Genomic DNA, 16367 nt, shown 5'->3' with positions numbered 1-16367 from the left:
TTGCGACGGGCGGTGGGCTCCTATCATTGGGTGCGCTGGTCGCCGACGATCGGCCGGGCAGGCTGCGGTAGCAATCCAGGCTGTGTAGGAATCTCCGAGAGGCGGGACATGGTCAATCGCATGGATAGACGGATGCATCGGTGGGGGATCGCCTCGGTGGTGATGCTCGCGGCCACCGCGTCGACGCTGGGTCTCGCGTCGTGCAGCTCCGACGACGCCACCGCGCAAGTGGTATTGCTCACACACGACTCGTTTGCGCTGCCCGACGACGTGATAGCGCAGTTCAAGACCGACACCGGCATGCAGCTGAAGATCGTGAAGTCGGGCGACGCGGGCCAACTCGCATCGACGGTCTCGCTCACCCCGGGCGCTCCGAAGGGCGACGCGGTCTACGGCATCGACAACACGTTCGCGTCGCGGCCGATCAACGCCGGCGCCCTGGCGTCGTACAACTCTCCCGAGGCGGTTCACGGCCCCGACGACTATGCGCTGCCCGACGCCAAGGGGCTGCTGACGGCCGTCGACCGCGGCGACGTCTGCCTCAACGTCGACGAAAAGTGGTACGACAGCAAAGGTCTGCAGCCGCCGGCGTCGCTGGAAGATCTGATCAAACCGGAATACAAGAATCAGGCGGTCGTCCTCGACCCGGCGACGTCGTCGCCGGGAGTCTCGTTCCTGCTCACCACGATCGGCGTCTATCCGCGGACCTGGCAGGACTACTGGCGTTCGCTCAAGGGCAATGGCGTGACCGTGGTGTCCGGGTGGGAGACCGCCTACAACCAATTGTTCAGTGCCGGAACGGGCAAGGGGGACAAGCCGATCGTGGTGTCCTACGCATCGTCGCCGGCCGCGACGCCGGGGACGTCGGCACTGCTCAAGAGTTGCTTCCGGCAGGTCGAATACGTCGGCGTGCTCAAGGGCGCGGCCAACGAGCCCGGCGCGCAGAAGCTCGTCGACTTCATGCTGAAGCCTGCTGTGCAGAAGGCACTTCCATCATCGATGTACGTCTATCCGGTGCGCAAGGACACCCCACTGCCCGACGGCTGGCAGGCGCGCGCTCCCATCCCCGAGTGGACGGTGAACATGCCTCCCAAGTACATCGCGGACAATCGCGAGCAGTGGCTCGCGCAATGGCGCACGGTGATGGGCCGATAGCTCTTGCGCCTGCGGCTCGGTGCCCTGGCGGTCCTCCCGACCGTCTTTCTGGGGGTCTTCTTCATCTGGCCGATCGTCGCGCTGATCAACCGGGCCCGGCACGACGCCGCGGGCGGCTCGCTGAGTGACACGCTCGAGCGGACCCACGCGTGGCACCTGTTGGGGTTCACACTCGGGCAGGCCGCGGCGTCGACGCTGCTCACGATTGTCGTTGCGGCACCGATCAGTTGGCTGGTGGCGCGGGTCGACTTCGCCGGTTCGCGGGTCGTGCTGGTGGCGGTGACGGTGCCGTTCGTGTTGCCGACGGTGGTCGTCGGCATCGCCTTCCGGACCGTGTTCGACGGGCCGCTGCTTTTCCTGCACGCGACGTCGGGGTTGTCGCCGATCCTGGCCGCGCACGTCTTTCTCAACGTCGCGGTGGTGGTGCGGGTGGTCGCCGCGGCGTGGCAGGGCATCGACGAGCGGGCGAGTGAGGCGGCGCGGACGTTGGGCGCGACTCCCTTCCGGGCGTTCATCACGGTGACGCTGCCGCGGTTGCTGCCCGCGCTGGCGGGAGCCGCCGCGCTGGTATTTCTGTTCTGCTCCACCAGTTTCGGCGTGATCATCATCCTCGGCAACGGTGATCTGCAGACGCTGGAGACCGAGATCTACACCCGGGCGATCGGCTATTTTCAGATCTCCGACGCCGTGGTGCTCTCGATCTTGCAGATCGTCGTCGTGCTGGCGGCGCTGGGACTCGTACGGCTCTGCGGCGCAAGCGGTTCCGGTGCGGCCGACGGACCGATGGCCCCGCAGCGCCGGGGGCGTCGTCGCCGGGTGACCGGCGCGGCGCGGGGCGTCGTCGTGGCCATCTGCGCCTGGGTGGGGTTGTGGTTGGTGGCGCCGCTGCTCGTGCTCGCGATCTGGTCGGTGCGGCCGCAGTCGGGCGGGCCGTGGACGCTGGCGGGCTATCGCAGTCTGGGGCGGACGGTCAATGGCGTCACTCCGCTGGAAACGTTGGGCTACAGCGCATTCAGTGCTGTCGTGGCCGCTGTCGTCGCGGTGGTGATCGGAACGCTCGGCGCCTATGTGATCGCCCGTGGCGGGCGAGTGCTGGGAGGCATCGGGAACGTCGTCTCGACGTTGCCACTTGGAATCAGTGCCGTGACACTGGGTTTCGGCTATCTGATTCTGCTCGCCGCGATGCCGCGGGAGGTTCGCATGTCGCCGCTGATCATTCCCGCGGTGCAGTCGCTGATCGCGATTCCAGTCGTGGTGCGCATCGTCGTGCCCGCGCTCGACGCCGTCGGGTTGCGGGTGCGGCAGGCCGCCGCGACCCTCGGCGCGCCGCCGTGGCGGGTGTGGTGGACCGTCGAGCTTCCCGCTGTCGCGCGATCCTTGGGCGCCGCAGCGGGATTCGCCTTCGTGATGGCGCTCGGCGAGTTCGGGGCCACCGGTTTTCTCGCACTGCCCGACACCACGACGCTGCCCGTTCTCATCGGATCGGCGCTCAACAAGCCGGGCGCCGACCAACTCGCGACCGCGATGTCGTGTTCGATGCTGCTGGTGTTCGCCACCACCGCAGCGGTGCTGCTGATCGAAGTCGTCGGAGCAAGGGAGATGGTTGAGCGGGATTCGACGAATGCGCCCCCATCTCCACTGGTTAAGCCGTCACCGCTGGTTGAGCCGTGAGGAGCGCTAGCGGCGGGCGTGTCGAAACCATGCTGGCACAACAGGTTTCGGCGAGTCCGTGGTTGCCGGCGACGCGACATCAGCCGAACCGTCGACCGGACCTGCTAGGTGCACGAGACAGCGGATCGCCACGGTCGGAAGTCGTGCCGGGCGGTTGCGCGAAACCCGAGGCGATCACAGTGGTTTCGACTCGGCTTCGCCTCGCTCAACCAGCGGATGGAGCGGTTCACCCCGGAGCGACCGATGACTCCGGGACGAGCCCCCGTACACTTCCCCAACTGACACTCGGAGGCGTTGACCGATGTTAGAGATCTCGAAACTCGTTGTCGCATATGGCCGCAAGCGCGTCATCGACGAACTTGATTGGCGGGCCGGCGATCACGGCCGATTGGTCACCGTCGCACTCGGGCCGTCGGGCTGCGGGAAGTCGACGCTGTTGCGGGCCATCGCCGGCCTGGAGCCCGTGGTGTCCGGCGCGATAACGTTCGACGGCGTCGACCTCGCCGATACGCCGCCGCATCGTCGGGACTTCGGTGTCGTGTTCCAGGACGGTCAGTTGTTCACCGGGCGCAGCGTCGAATCGAATGTGGCCTACGGGCTGCGGATGCGCGGATGGTCGAAGGCAGCTGCTCGGGGACGGGTGGCGGAGATGTTGTCGCTGGTGAAACTCACTGACTACCAGCATGTTTCGGTCGATCAGCTATCCGGTGGACAGGCGCAACGGGTCGCGCTTGCGCGGGCGTTGGCGCCGAGCCCGAGGTTGCTCTTGCTCGACGAACCGTTAGCCGCGCTGGACCGGCAGCTGCGCGAGGAATTGGTTGGCGAGATCTCCGACATCGTGCGGACCACCGGCACTCCGACGATCATGGTCACCCACGACCACACGGAGGCTGCGGTGCTGGCCGACCAGATCTCCATCATCGCGGGCGGTGTTGTGGCCCAGACTGATTCGCCAGCAGACCTGTGGCGCTACCCGGTCGATCAGTCGACGGCACAGTTTCTGGGATGCACAACGATCATCTCCGGGCAGATCAGCGGAGCCACGGCGTCGACCGAGCTCGGCGACGTCGATGTGAGCGGCCGCGCGTTTGCGTCGACGTCGATAAGCGTTGGGCTGCGGCCGGATTCGGTGGCGGCCTGCGCGACGTCGGGGAGTTCGGTGTCGGGAAGTGTGACGCGAGTGACGCCGCTGCCCGGCCGACTGCGCTTGCGGGTAGTCGTCGACGGCATCCACCTCGACGCTGACGCCGACGATTCACTCGGTGGGGTTCGGGTCGGCGATGAGGTCGGGATCAGGTTGATCGCGTCGCGGGTTGCGCTGATCGGATCACGATGAGCAAGGCGATGAAAACCGTTGTGGCAGCGGCCATCGTGCGCGAGGGACGGTTGCTGCTGGCGCAGCGAAGCTACCCGGAGGAGGTCGCTGGACTATGGGAGTTGCCGGGTGGAAAGGTCGAGGACGGTGAGTCGATTGCGTCGGCGCTGCAACGGGAGATCGCCGAAGAACTGACGGTTCGGATCGAGGTCGGCGAACCGGTGGGTGAACCGGTTACGTTGGGCGACAACGTGATTCTGGTCGCTCTGCATGCATGGCTGGTCGATGGCGAGCCGGTCGCGGCGGAACATTCGGCGGTGATGTGGGTGACCGGGGAGCAATTGCGGGCGATGGCAGTCGATTTGGTGCCCGCCGACGCCGTGTGGTTGGAGGACCTGGTGGGGTTGTTGGGGTAGCGGTCGGCGCTCCTCGTTGGGTTTAGTACTCGCAGCGCCAGCGAAACATCTCTCGCAAGTGTGTTCGATTCTGTGATATGATGAGTGTACGAGCAGCAATACTACGAGGGCTTCACCGGCGGGAATGGTCCCGCCACGACAAATGATGAGGGACTGCTCCTCCCTATCCGTCTTTTCGTCTCGCGAAGGACTCGTCGTGGCTGTGCTCGCCCATGATTCGCCGTCGGTATGGCCGACTCTGGATCTCGCGTCTCTCAGACTCGACCCTGTCCTGGCCGACCCTGGTCTCGCTGTCGGAGACCTGCTGGGATTGTATGGTCACGCCGACAAGGGGGATGCGTTCCTGGCCTGGTACCGGCTGAGGGTCCTCGCCGAGTTGCACACCCGTTTGGTCGTTCCGGTCGAGTACGACGACTACCGCGCTGATGACGCCTACCTGCAGTTGGGGCAGCGAGTCGGGATGACGCGCGGCCAATCCGCCGACACCCTGATGAGTCGGATAGGCGACGCAGTCGCGGCGCGAGATCGTCTTCCCGCCACGGTCCTCTGTTTGCGCGACGGACTCGTCACCGAGTCGCAGTTCCACAAGATGGTCGCCTGGACCGACCTGGCGGACGGGCAGCCGTACATGGCGGAGTTGGACACGGAGATCGCCGCGATGATCCGCGGCGGCCGCGGCATTCCGTATTCGATGGATCAACTCCGGCATCGCGTCGACCGACTGATCTTCCGGAAAGACCCGGATGCGGTGCGCGCTCGACGAGACGTCGCAAAAGACCAGCGCGGCATGTTCACCCAACCCGGCTCCGACGGCATGGCCACCATCGGCGCCACGATGACCGCCGAAGACGTGCGGATCGCCGCCGCACATGTGAAAGCGCTCGCCAACGCCGTCTGCAAGAACGACCCGCGTAGCTTCGCCGCCCGGACGTCGGATGCGATGTACGCGCTGCTCACCCAGACGCCGTTCGAATGCCTCTGTGACGCTGCGACGTCATGCACCTCAGTCATCCCCGATCTGGCAGATGCGCCGTTCCCGGTCCACGTCGACCCGAAGGTCGTCGTGCACGTCGTCGCCAATCACAGCACCATGTGTGGCGACGATGACGAACCGGGCTGGGTGGATGGCTACGGCACGGTGTCGGCCGATCACGTACGAGACATGGCCGCCCGACCGGATGCGACGGTCCGGCCGGTGAATCCCGACCCGTCACCTCAAGCGCCGGCGCAACCCGCCGACCCGTACCGGCCGACGAGACTGTTGGACACCTATCTACGGATACGGGATGGGCACAGCGTCGTCCCCGGTTCCCACACTGCGGCGTGGGACTGTGACCTCGACCATGTCGACGAATACTCCTTCACCGACCCCGCGTCAGGCGGACAGACGCACCCGGACGGGATGGACGCCAAGAACCGCTACTTCCACAACCTCAAAACGCACGGGGACTGGCTCGATGACCTCGACATCGACGACGACGGTCGGGCACATCCGGTGTTCTACACACCCGAAGGTGATGAGATCCGTGGCCATCCGGGGCTGGGCATCGACCTGTTCCCCGGCTTGACGACCATCAGATTCCAGGAGCCTGCCCACCGACCCGCCACCACCGCCGCACCCGAGACGCCGGCCGATATGGAGGAGCCGCAACGTAAGAAGACACGTCTGGAGTACAAGCATCGACGACGTCGGGCTGAACGTGCCCGCAACAAGAAGCGGAGGCGGCAACGCAACGATGCCGACGGAGATCCGCCGTTCTGAACGGTTGCATGGTCGGTCGCGTCAGGACCTAGTTGGGGTGTCGCACGTAGAGTGTTGTATGGCGTTGCGTTTCTCTGCCGGTTGAGCGAGCGAAGTCGAAACCCCACCGGCCGGATAGTGGCGAAACCTGCAGCGTCACAGTGGTTTCGACTCGGCTTCGCCTCGCTCAACCAGCAGGATGCGGCGACGCGGGGCGCGATCATACGGGCGGGCGTACACGGCCAGAATGTCTTCCATGGCAGCGATGAACGCCGCATTCGCCGTGGGCGGGATGGTCCAGCACGCCTTCAGGTGCGGTCTGAGAGCCCCCTTTGTAAGACCCGCCCGATCGTCGAGTGATCCATCGTCGGCATCCCCTCGGTCAGCGCGACGTGTTTCTCCAACAACCGCAGCGTCCACCGCGAATGCCCCTGCGGGGGCTCGGTGCATGCCAACGCGATCAGCCGGGCCTGCACATCGCCGGTGATCTTCGGCTCGTTCGGCGGGGTGAGGCGCTTCTTGCGGGTGATTACGTCCTCGACGTTTCCGCCGGCCGCATCGAACCGCTTGGCCACCAAATACACCGTCGCCTCCGACACCCCGACCCGCTCGGCGACCACCCGCCGATCAGGTGACGGGCCCTGAGTCTCATCCAACGCCAGCAGAATCCGCGCCCGGGTGATCATCCGCGCCGGATGAGTCCCCGACCGAACCACCCCGGTCAACTCGACACGATCGGCCTCGGTCAACGACACCGTGAACTGCTTGGGACGCGGCAACTCCATCAACTCCTCTGATCGATTATCAACCAGAATCAGCCCACCACAAATACCGAATATATTAAAGACGACATGTCACTAGTAGGGTGTCGCACTTAAAAAGTTGTATGACGTTGCGTTCCTCTGCCGGATGAGCGAGCGGAGCGAGTCGAAACCCGCCGGCCGGGTAATGAGGAAACCCGCAGCGTCACAGTGGTTTCGACTCGGCTTCGCCTCGCTCAACCAGCAGGTTGCGGCGAGCCAGAGTGCGCGCAAGATATCAATATCATTAGGCGCGACGCGCCAACTAGTTCCCATTTCTCCGCTACCCGACCCGAAAGACTGCAGTCCCAGGCGCGGTCGGTGCGAGGATGCCGGTTCCGACGGCATCGAAGGTACCGATCACCAGTCCGGGCCCGGGCGCGATCTTGACCCGCCGCGGGCCTGCAATCGTTGTGGAACATGCTCGGACGGACGTGACGCCCGCGCGGCCCGTCGTCACGTTGGTGTAACGCAATGTCACCCACGACTCACCCGCGCGAGTGAAGCAGACCGTGGGATTGGCCGGTGCGCTGAACCACACCGCGCCGGGCCCGGCGGTGTCGATGCGAACCGTCGGCTGATACGTCTTGAACAGCTGTAAGCCGGCGTCGGCGAAGGCGAACGCCGGGGTCTGTTGGACGGCCACCGGAGCTGCCTGCGCCGGACCCCCGGTCGCGCAGGCTGTTGCGGCGGCGGCGAGTGCCATGGCGGTACGCGCCGCGAGTCTCCGGCGGCCACCGATCCGATTGCACGATGTGGGTCCGTTCGACGTGATTCTCATTGGGTCTGCCTGCGCGATGTGTCTGCGACTCCCTCGGTGGCCCTTATGCCGCGCGCGCCTTCTTGTACGCCTTCGCGAATTCCTTGGGTGACATCTTCTCGGCGTGCTGTTTGCTCAGCCGGTGCAGCACCACCGGGCACTTGCTGCAGCGCTTCCGCGACCGGCAGCACTTTTTCTTCGGCTTGATGCTGCGGAACTTCGCGGGCGAGATCTTGCTCATCAACTGAACTTAGCACGCCCTAACAGACGTGTGATCCGCGTCTCAGTCGGGTTGCAGATACTCTGTGAGGGTTGACCGCCATACGAAAGAGAGCCAGTGAGCGCCGCTCCTAACTTCCGCAACGTCGCGATCGTCGCGCACGTCGACCACGGCAAGACCACCTTGGTCGACGCCATGCTGCGCCAGTCCGGTGCGTTCGCTGAGCGCGCAGAGCTGGTCGACCGAGTCATGGACTCCGGTGACCTCGAACGCGAGAAGGGCATCACCATTCTCGCCAAGAACACCGCGGTGCATCGAACCCAACCCGACGGTACCGAAGTCGTCATCAACGTCATCGACACCCCCGGTCACGCCGACTTCGGCGGCGAGGTTGAGCGTGGCCTGTCGATGGTCGACGGCGTGGTGCTCCTCGTCGACGCCTCCGAGGGACCGCTGCCGCAGACGCGCTTCGTCATGCGCAAGGCACTGTCGGCGTCGCTGCCGGTCATCCTCGTCGTGAACAAGACCGACCGCCCCGACGCCCGCATCGAAGAGGTTGTCACCGAGAGTCAGGACCTGCTTCTCGACCTCGCCTCCGACCTCGACGACGCGGAGGCCGCCGCGGCCGCCGAACTCGCGCTCGACCTGCCGGTTCTCTACGCATCCGGCCGCGCGGGCGTCGCCAGCACCGTTGCACCCGCGAATGGCGAAGTGCCCGAGGGCGAGAACCTCGATCCGTTCTTCGACGTCCTGCTCGAGTACGTTCCCGCCCCCAAGGGTGATCAGGACGCGCCGCTGCAAGCTCACGTGACCAACCTCGACGCCTCGGCCTTCCTCGGCCGCCTGGCGCTGGTCCGCATCCACAACGGCACCTTGCGCAAGGGGCAGCAGGTGGCGTGGTGTCGCGAGGTCAACGGCGAGCCGGTCGTCGAGCGCGCCAAGATCACCGAACTCCTCGCCACCGTCGGCGTCGACCGTCAGCCCGCCGAGTCCGCTGTGGCGGGCGACATCGTCGCCGTCGCAGGCATGCCGGAGATCATGATCGGCGACACCCTCGCCGACCTGGAGAACCCGCGGCCGCTGCCGCGCATCACCGTCGACGAGCCCGCCATCTCGGTCACCATCGGCACCAACTCGTCGCCGTTGGCCGGCCGCGAGAAGGGCAGCAAACTGACCGCGCGCATGGTCAAGTCACGTCTGGACTCCGAACTCGTCGGCAACGTGTCGTTGCGCGTCCTCGACATCGGCCGCCCCGACGCCTGGGAGGTGCAGGGCCGCGGTGAACTGGCGCTCGCGATCCTCGTCGAGCAGATGCGCCGCGAAGGCTTCGAACTGACCGTCGGCAAGCCGCAGGTGGTGACCCGCCAGGTCGACGGCAAGACTCACGAGCCGTTCGAGCACCTGACCATCGACGTTCCCGAAGAGCACCTCGGCGCCGTCACTCAGCTGCTCGCCGCCCGCAAGGGCCGGATGGACCAGATGAACAATCACGGACATGGTTGGGTCCGGATGGAATTCGTGGTGCCGTCGCGCGGCTTGATCGGTTTCCGCACCGACTTCCTCACCGAGACTCGCGGCACCGGTATCGCCAACGCCGTCTTCGACGGCTACGGGCCGTGGGCCGGTGAGATCCGCGCGCGCCACACCGGATCGCTGGTCAGCGACCGCCAGGGCAGCGTGACCCCCTTCGCGATGATCCAGCTCGCCGACCGCGGAACCTTCTTCGTCAATCCGGGCGACGACTCCTACGAGGGTCACGTGGTGGGCATCAACCCGCGCCAGGAAGATCTCGACATCAACGTCACCCGCGAGAAGAAGCTGACCAACATGCGTCAGTCGTCGGCCGACGTCATGGAGACCTTGGCCAAGCCGATGACCCTCGACCTCGAAGGTGCGATGGAGTTCTGCGCGGCCGACGAATGCGTCGAGGTCACCCCGTCGATCGTGCGAGTGCGTAAGGTGCATCTCGATGCATCGACTCGAGCACGCGAGCGGTCCCGGGCCAAGTCCCGCGACCAGAACGCAGGTTAATCCAGGTGGGGGCGACACGGTGACGTCAGCTCCGCATGCGCGCCGTGCCCCCAAGCGGGGGCTCGCCGCGCTCGTCGTCGCGGTCTGCGCGGTGGTGACCAGCGCGTGCATGGCGTCGCCGCCTGCCGCGGTACAGCCGACCGCGGCCACGCCTCCGCAGGCCGAGTACCCGACCGAGAAGACGGTGTACATCGCGACGAATTCGATCGGGGCGGGTTTCAACCCGCACATAGGAGCCGACCAATCGCCGATCACCACCGCGATCGGCGCGATGACCCTGCCCAGTGCGTTCGATCCCAGCCTGGGACCCGACGGCACCGTTGTCTGGACGCGGTCGGCGGCCCTGCTCACCTCGGCCGAGGTGACCAGCAACAAGCCGTTCACCGTCACCTACCGGATTCACAATGACGCGCAGTGGTCCGACGGTCTGCCGATCACCGGCGACGACTTCGCCTACCTGTGGCAGCAGATGTCCCGGCAGCCCAATGCCGTTGCGCCCGCGGGTTATCGGCTGATCGACGACGTGCAGACCAGCGGCGGCGGCAAGACGGTCGCGGTCAGCTTCGCGCAGGCCTACCCCGCGTGGCGGGAGTTGTTCCGATCGTTGTTGCCCAGCCACGTCCTCAAGGGTGCCCCCGCCGGTTTCCAAACCGGAATGGACACGGGTAAGCCGGTGTCGGGTGGGCCGTTCGCGATCGTCGGCATCGACCAGTCTCGCGACGAGGTTCGCCTCGCCCGCAACGATCGCTACTGGGTGACGCCGCCCAAGCTCGACCAGATCGTCCTGCGTCGCGCCGGGACCGCGCCGCAGATGGTGGAGTCGGTGCGCTCGGGCGACTCGGCGATCACCGCGCTGAGCACCGGCCCGGCGACCACCTCGCAACTGGAGACCGTGCCCGGCTTGACCTCTCAGCGCGATCTGACGTCACGTGCGCTGACACTCAATGTGAACACTCGCTCACCCGCGATGCGTTCAGAAGCCTTGCGCACCGCGCTGCTCGGCATGATCGACGGCGGGTTGGTGACGCTGGCCAGCGCCGGCGACGACATCGTCACCCAGTACTCCAACACCGTCTACGCGCCGTCGGACCCCAACTACGCCCCGACGTCGCGCAGCCGGCCGACGGCGGCCGCGGTCGCCCAGCTGATGACCGCGGCGGGGTACGTCCGCGGCGAACCCGCGGCGCAGGCTCCGGTGTCACCCGATCCGACGTCGGGTGCGCCGTCACCGACGTCCTCGCCGACGTCGACCTCGGCACCGACCACCTCGGAGACGTCGACGCCGAGTACCGCGTCGCCCACGACGTCGGACACGACGTCGGACACGACGACGCCGTCCGACGAGGATCTCTCCACCGTGCCCGATGTGCCGACCGGTGTCGCGCCGTGGGTGTTGGACGGTAAGCCGCTGGTCGTGCGGGTGGGTGCGGTAGCCAGTGATCCGCGCTCGACGTCGGCGGCGGCGAGCATCGTCGACCAGTTGCGTCGCGCCGGTGTGCGCGCCAAGGTGGTCCCGCTGTCCAACAGCGAGCTTTACGGTGTGGCGCTTACCAATTCGCGTGTCGAGGTGGTCGTCGGCTGGACCGGTCTCGGTGTCCCGCCCGCGACGTCGTTGGCGTCGCAGGTGGACTGCGATCAGCCGAAGGCCCGTACGGCGCCGTCGTTGTCGACGCCGCCGACGCCGACCAGCGTCGCGCCGGGTCAGGTGAACGAGGACAGCAGCAGCACCGCGAACTTCGCGTCGAACGTCTCGGGATTGTGCGACGCCACGCTGATCGATCTGGCTCGCCGGGCGCTGAGCTCGGACGATCCGACGCCGCTGCTGGCGCAGGCCGAGACGCTGCTGGCGCAGAAGGCCGTGTATCTGCCGTTCTATCAGGACGCGATGTTGACCGGTGTCACGCCCGCGGTGTTCGGTGTGCCGCTGACCGGGCCGGTACAGGTAGGTATTTTCGGCGATTCGGTGCGATGGGGATTGAGCAAGTGACCGGGGCGAGCGAAGCGACGGGAAATGTGACCGGGGCGAGCGAAGCGACGGGAAATATGCGCAAACGTCTTCTCCTTCTTCATGCGCACCCCGACGACGAGACGTTGATGACCGGCGGCACCATCGCCCGGTACCTCGCTGATGGCGTTGACGTGCGTGTGCTGACTTTCACTCTCGGTGAGGAGGGTGAGGTGATCGGTGAGCAGTGGGCGCAGCTGGTCGCCGACGGTGGCGCGGATCAGCTCGGCGGCTTTCGCATCGGTGAGCTGACCGCCGCGCTGGCGGCGCTGACTCCAGCCGGACAGCAAGCGGTGGCGCCGCGATTCCTCGGTGGCGCCGGGCGTTGGCGTGACTCGGGGATGGCCGGGTCACCGTCGGCGTCGCATCCGCGGGCGTTGGCGGGCGCGAACTTCGACGACGTCGTCGCGACGCTGGTGGCCGAACTCGTGGATTTCGCGCCGCAGGTCGTGGTGACCTATGACCCGGCGGGCACGTACGGTCATCCGGACCATCAGACGGTGCACTCGGCGTCGGCGGCAGCGCTGCCCATCGCCGCGAAAATGCTTGGCGCACAACTGAAAGTATACGAGTCAGTGACCGAGGAGTCGGCGCTGGCCGGGGGACTGTCGGCGGCCGTCGACCGTGTCCCGGACGGTTGGCGGATGCCCCACGAGGGCGAATTGCCGAGCTACCCGGACGACGCGATCACCGCCGAGGTCGACGTGAGCGCGGTCTACGACCGCAAAGTCGCGGCGTTGGCGGCGCATGCCACGCAGGTGACCGTAGCGCCGTCGGGCACCGAATATGCCTTGTCCAACAACATCTTGCAGCCGATCGGACGAGTCGAGCATTTCATCCGCACCGGATGGTTCGGCGTCGACGCCGCGGAGTCCACCGATCGCGAAACCGACCTCTTCGCCGGACTGTCGTGATGACCGCACGGTGGATTCACCCAGTGACGCAAGGGTTTTCGGAGGAGAAGTTCGCTAGAACGCTCGACGCCGCGTTAGTCGCGTTGCTGATCGTCGACGGCTTCATCGTCGGCCTGCTGTCGGTATTTCTGACCTACGTGCGCATCGGTGACGCCGTCGCGCCGATCGGCATCGCGATCGCGCTGGTGGGCAACACCGCGCTCGTGTTGTTGGCGTCGAGGTTCACCGAGTCGTCATGGCGCTGGGGTCCGCTGCTCGCCTGGATGGTCGTCTTGCTGGCGGCCGGGTTCACCGGTCCCGGCGGAGATGTGGTGCTGGTGACGGACTGGCGCGCTATCGCGCTGTTGCTGGCAGGCGTGGCGGGGCCCGCGGTGCTGGGGTGGCGCGGGGCACTGGCGCGGTAGGGCCGACACACCGCACCTCGATTTCGGACGCCGGTACCGGAATTTTGGCCGGGGTGGGCGTGGTTACTATCGGAATGGTGAGTAGTACACCGCTGCCCGAGCCTTCGATGCCGGCGCACGAATCGGTACAACCCAGCGCAGCCGAACCCGTGGACGAGCCGTTACCCACGCCGGCGGCGATCCGACGCGCGCTGCGTCGGGCACGTGACGGCGCGACGATCAACGTCGATGAGGCGGCAGTCCTGTTGGCGGCTAGCGGCGACGACCTCGACGATCTGTGTCTCAGCGCCGCACGTGTCCGCGATGCCGGACTCGTCGCCGCGGGACGTGATCGACAGATCACCTATTCGCGAAAAGTGTTCATCCCGCTGACACATCTGTGCCGCGATCGCTGCCACTACTGCACCTTCGTCACGGTGCCCGGCAAGCTGGCCCGCGAGGGCAAGGGCGCCTTCATGGAGATCGACGAGGTCCTCGACGTCGCCCGCCGCGGCGCCGAATTGGGTTGTAAAGAGGCATTGTTCACTCTCGGAGACCGGCCGGAGGACCGGTGGCCCGAGGCGGCTCAATGGCTCGACGAACGTGGCTACGATTCGACGCTGCAATATGTGCGCGCAGCCGCGATCCGAGTCCTCGAGGAGACCGGGCTGCTGCCACACCTCAATCCCGGCGTGATGAGTTGGGAGGAGATCTCCCGCCTCAAGCCGGTTGCGCCGTCTATGGGCATGATGCTGGAGACCACGTCGTCGCGGTTGTTCACCGAGAAGGGGCAGGCCCACTACGGCAGCCCCGACAAAGATCCCGAGGTGCGCAAGCGCGTACTCGTCGACGCCGGGCGACTGTCGGTGCCGTTCACCACCGGCATTCTCGTCGGCATCGGTGAGACTCGCTACGAGCGCGCCGATTCGCTGATGGAGATCCGCAAGACGCACAAAGCGTTCGGGCACATCCAGGAAGTCATCGTGCAGAACTTCCGGGCCAAACCCGACACCGCGATGCGCGCGACGCCCGACGCCGGACTCGATGAATATCGGGCCGCGATCGCTGTCGCGCGATTGTTGCTCGGACCGTCGATGCGGATCCAGGCGCCGCCGAATCTGGTGTCGGCCGACGAGTGCCGGATGCTCGTCGACGCCGGAATCGACGATTGGGGCGGCGTCTCGCCGTTGACCCCCGACCATGTCAACCCAGAACGCCCGTGGCCGAATCTCGATGCGCTGCAAGAGATCACCGCCGAGGGCGGCTACGTCCTCACCGAGCGCCTGACAGCGCAGCCGCAGTACGTTCTCGCCGGTTCGCCGTGGATCGATCCGCGGGTCAGCAGCCATGTGCGCGCGCTGGCCGATCCCGGCACCGGCCTGGCCGCCGACGTCACGCCGGTAGGCCTGCCGTGGCAGGAGCCGGACGAGGACTGGCAATCGGCGGGTCGCATCGACCTGAACACCGAGATCGACACGCAAGGACGCAACACCGAGACGCGCAGCGACCTCGCAAGCGCCTTCGGTGACTGGGAGACCGTGCGCGAGCAGGTGCTGGAGATCGCCGCGCATTCGGCACCCGCCCGCGTCGACGCCGATGTCGTGGCCGCCCTGCGCCGGGCCGAAGCCGATCCCGCGGGTCTGTCCGACGACGACTACCTCGCGCTGGCGACAGCCGAGGGGGACGGCTTGGAAGCCTTTGTGGCCCTTGCCGATTCACTGCGCCGCGACGTCGTCGGGGACGAGGTGACCTATGTCGTCAACCGCAATATCAACTTCACCAACATCTGCTATACCGGCTGCCGGTTCTGCGCATTCGCGCAGCGTAAGGGCGACGCCGACGCGTTCACGCTCTCGACGTCGGAGGTGGCCGATCGCGCGTGGGAAGCCCACGTCGCCGGAGCCACCGAGGTCTGCATGCAGGGCGGCATCGACCCCGAACTACCGGTCACCGGCTACGCCGACCTGGTACGCGCGGTGAAGGCGCGGGTGCCGTCGATGCATGTGCATGCGTTCTCGCCGATGGAGATCGTCAACGGCGCATCGCGTGGCGGCGAGTCGATCCGCGATTGGCTCGTCGCACTGAAGGAAGCCGGCCTGGGTTCCATTCCGGGTACCGCGGCGGAGATCCTCGACGACGAGGTCCGCTGGGTGCTCACCAAGGGCAAACTCCCGACCGCGATGTGGATCGAAGTGGTGACGACCGCGCACGAGGTGGGTCTGCCGTCGAGTTCGACGATGATGTACGGCCACGTCGACACCCCCAAACACTGGGTCGGTCATCTCAACACGTTGCGTGGAATTCAGGACCGCACAGGCGGATTCACTGAATTCGTGCTGCTGCCGTTCGTGCATCAGTCGTCGCCGCTGTACCTGGCCGGGGCGTCGAGGCCGGGCCCGACCCACCGCGACAACCGCGCCGCACACGCGCTGGCAAGGGTGATGCTGCACGGTCGGATTCACAACATCCAGACCAGCTGGGTCAAGCTCGGTGTCGAGGGCACCCAGGTGATGCTCAACGGCGGCGCTAATGACCTCGGCGGCACGCTGATGGAGGAGACCATCTCCCGCATGGCCGGCTCGATGCACGGCTCCGAGAAGACCATCGCCGAGTTGCGCGCGATGGCCGACGGAATCGGACGTCCGGCGCGTGAGCGCACCACCACCTACGGCCGGGCGCCCGAGCGCCGGGAGCTGCCGATCGCGACCTAGGGCGTGGCTTCGTGCTCGTGGAGTGGGGAGCGTCGGGAGCCTCGCTCGTCGAGTGCCAGACGAGGAGCTTGCGACGAGTCTGGTGTATCGAGATGCGGCGAGATGAAGTCGGATGGTGATCAGGTCGGCGATCGTGAAAGCCTCACGCTCCCAACGTTTGTCGGGGTGTGCGTTGTGGGTGTGTTGTCGCGGGGCCCCTCGATACACCGAAGCTCGTGCCTCGCTTCGGCACTCGGGGAGCGGAG

Annotated in this window: 13 protein-coding genes; 10 read left to right on the top strand and 3 right to left on the bottom strand. The window is 66.4% G+C overall.

Features of this window, described 5'->3' with window-relative positions:
- Positions 1–120: 120 nt before the first annotated feature.
- The 5 genes from HH308_RS12695 (at position 121) to HH308_RS12675 (ending at position 6319) form a co-directional block, all read left to right on the top strand.
- Positions 121–1155 carry a thiamine ABC transporter substrate-binding protein gene (locus HH308_RS12695; RefSeq protein WP_376767220.1) on the top strand — a complete coding sequence of 345 codons (1035 nt, stop codon included), beginning with the start codon at positions 121–123 and terminating at the stop codon, positions 1153–1155.
- Between the two features lie 3 nt (positions 1156–1158).
- A complete protein-coding gene (locus tag HH308_RS12690; protein WP_170194568.1) occupies positions 1159–2826 on the top strand; it encodes an ABC transporter permease in 1668 nt (555 codons plus the stop codon).
- Positions 2827–3127: 301 nt separating this feature from the next.
- Positions 3128–4162: an ABC transporter ATP-binding protein gene (locus HH308_RS12685; protein WP_170194567.1), complete on the top strand. Its 1035-nt coding sequence runs from the start codon at positions 3128–3130 to the stop codon at positions 4160–4162.
- A gap of 8 nt (positions 4163–4170) precedes the next feature.
- On the top strand, positions 4171–4557 hold the full coding sequence (locus HH308_RS12680) for a (deoxy)nucleoside triphosphate pyrophosphohydrolase (protein WP_170194566.1): 387 nt from the start codon (positions 4171–4173) through the stop codon (positions 4555–4557).
- Between the two features lie 196 nt (positions 4558–4753).
- Positions 4754–6319, top strand: a complete 1566-nt coding sequence (locus tag HH308_RS12675) for a DUF222 domain-containing protein (protein WP_170194565.1) — start codon at positions 4754–4756, stop codon at positions 6317–6319.
- A gap of 287 nt (positions 6320–6606) precedes the next feature.
- On the opposite strand, the gene HH308_RS12670 is transcribed toward HH308_RS12675, so the two are convergent.
- From HH308_RS12670 to HH308_RS12660, 3 genes are all read right to left on the bottom strand, one after another.
- On the bottom strand, positions 6607–7083 hold the full coding sequence (locus tag HH308_RS12670; protein ID WP_246284565.1) for a helix-turn-helix domain-containing protein: 477 nt from the start codon (positions 7081–7083) through the stop codon (positions 6607–6609).
- A 298-nt stretch (positions 7084–7381) separates the two neighbouring features.
- On the bottom strand, positions 7382–7879 hold the full coding sequence (locus HH308_RS12665; RefSeq protein WP_170194564.1) for a hypothetical protein: 498 nt from the start codon (positions 7877–7879) through the stop codon (positions 7382–7384).
- A 43-nt stretch (positions 7880–7922) separates the two neighbouring features.
- Positions 7923–8099 carry a hypothetical protein gene (locus HH308_RS12660; protein WP_170194563.1) on the bottom strand — a complete coding sequence of 59 codons (177 nt, stop codon included), beginning with the start codon at positions 8097–8099 and terminating at the stop codon, positions 7923–7925.
- Between the two features lie 96 nt (positions 8100–8195).
- On the opposite strand from HH308_RS12660, the gene typA reads away from it, so the two are divergent.
- The 5 genes from typA (at position 8196) to HH308_RS12635 (ending at position 16122) form a co-directional block, all read left to right on the top strand.
- A complete protein-coding gene (gene typA / locus HH308_RS12655) occupies positions 8196–10109 on the top strand; it encodes a translational GTPase TypA (protein ID WP_170194562.1) in 1914 nt (637 codons plus the stop codon).
- Between the two features lie 109 nt (positions 10110–10218).
- The gene (locus HH308_RS12650) at positions 10219–12096 is read left to right on the top strand and encodes an ABC transporter family substrate-binding protein (protein ID WP_170194627.1); all 1878 of its coding nucleotides are present in this window, start codon (positions 10219–10221) and stop codon (positions 12094–12096) included.
- Positions 12097–12152: 56 nt separating this feature from the next.
- Entirely contained in the window at positions 12153–13028 is an 876-nt protein-coding gene (gene mshB, locus HH308_RS12645) for an N-acetyl-1-D-myo-inositol-2-amino-2-deoxy-alpha-D-glucopyranoside deacetylase (RefSeq protein WP_211188453.1), read from the top strand.
- 23 nt (positions 13029–13051) lie between these two features.
- On the top strand, positions 13052–13432 hold the full coding sequence (locus HH308_RS12640) for a facilitated glucose transporter (protein WP_170194561.1): 381 nt from the start codon (positions 13052–13054) through the stop codon (positions 13430–13432).
- Positions 13433–13539: 107 nt separating this feature from the next.
- Positions 13540–16122 carry a bifunctional FO biosynthesis protein CofGH gene (locus tag HH308_RS12635; protein ID WP_170194626.1) on the top strand — a complete coding sequence of 861 codons (2583 nt, stop codon included), beginning with the start codon at positions 13540–13542 and terminating at the stop codon, positions 16120–16122.
- Positions 16123–16367: the final 245 nt, after the last annotated feature.

The sequence above is a fragment of the Gordonia asplenii genome (assembly GCF_012933505.1).
Lineage (GTDB): Bacteria > Actinomycetota > Actinomycetes > Mycobacteriales > Mycobacteriaceae > Gordonia > Gordonia asplenii.
The sequence above is the reverse complement of the archived record's forward strand: the minus strand, read 5'-3'. Positions and strand labels throughout refer to the sequence as shown.